This window comes from Stenotrophomonas sp. 2YAF22, assembly GCF_052114665.1.
GTDB classification, from domain to species: Bacteria; Pseudomonadota; Gammaproteobacteria; order Xanthomonadales; family Xanthomonadaceae; genus Stenotrophomonas; species Stenotrophomonas indicatrix.
In genome coordinates this window covers 1-1202 of the sequence record NZ_JBFRFE010000889.1, presented here as the reverse complement: position 1 = coordinate 1202, position 1202 = coordinate 1, and the positions used below count along the sequence as shown (strand labels likewise).

The window sequence follows — 1202 nt, the reverse complement described above, 5'->3', positions numbered from 1 at the left end:
GTCTTGAAAGGGGTCTTCAGCGGCACGCGCAGCATGCCCAGTTCGATGGCGGTGATCTTCATTCAGGGGTTCTTGGCACGCAGGCGTTGGATGTTGGTGATGCGATCGATGTAGCGGACGCTGTCGCTGGCCATCATCGGCTCCAGCGGGGTGACCGATACGCCATTGAGGTGGGCCTGCACACGCTTGCCATCGGCGCCGAACCAGCTGCCGCCCGCGGTATCGTGGATCACCCAGGTGCGGCCATCGACGTGGCCGATGGCCATCATCACGTGGCCGGGGATGTAGACCAGGTCACCCACCTGCAGATCGGTGACGGCGCGGTCGCGCACGGCCTTGCCGTCCTTGGCGGTGAACGGCAGGCGGTCCAGCGCGGGACTGACCGCCTGTGCGCTGGTGTTGCGTGGAAGCAGCACGCCGAAGCTGCGGTAGATCTCCGATACGAATCCACTGCAGTCGCGGGTGTCGTAGTCGTGGCCCCAGCCATAGCGCTCGCCGAGGAACTTGAACGATTGCTGCAGCAGCAGGCGCGGGGTCAGCGGCAGGTAGTCGGCGGCGGTGTCCTGCGAGCGCGGCAGCAGCGCCGGCACCAGCTTCAGGCGGCCATCGGCCTCGCGCACCGGCAGCTGCACCACCCACGAGGCGTGCGCTTGTTGCCCGTTTACTGGCTCAGCGGCGGGCCAGTCGACCAACACCGGCAGGCGCACGCCCATGTCCAGCTGCAGGCGCGATACGCGCGGTTCTTCGGGTGTGTAGGCGGTGTGCGCTGTGGCAGCGGTGACGATGCGGTACGGGCCCTTCGCGCCGTAGCCGAGCACCGTGGCCTTGTCACCGCTGGCCACGGCGTCGGCTTCGATCCATGCGCTGTAGCGCTCGCTGTGCACGAACAGCCAGCGGCCGTCGGTGCTGCGGTGGAYGACGGCTACCTTGTCACCAGGAAACAGCGCCGACTCCTGGAAGCGGTCGATGTCGGTATCGCCGACGGTGCTGAAGACACGCTGGCGGGTGGGGAAGGTGCGCAGCGCAGCGCGCTTCACCACCAGGGCGTAGTCTGGCGYCACCTGCGACGGAACTGCGTCGAGACCGAGGTTGGCTTCGATCGCGCCGCGCACGTCCGGTACGATGGCGCGGCCCTTGTCGTCATACAGCGCCCGCGTGGGCCAGCTCGAAAGCGCGCCGATGCTGTCACGCACCTGTGCCGC

The 1202-nt window shown here is 67.7% G+C and carries 1 protein-coding gene; it reads right to left on the bottom strand.

Annotation, left to right across the window (positions count from 1 at the left end; translation table 11 throughout):
- Positions 1-62: 62 nt before the first annotated feature.
- A partial coding sequence (locus AB4Y84_RS22015; RefSeq protein ID WP_442250978.1) for an SH3 domain-containing protein occupies positions 63-1202 on the bottom strand: 1140 nt, incomplete at its 5' end.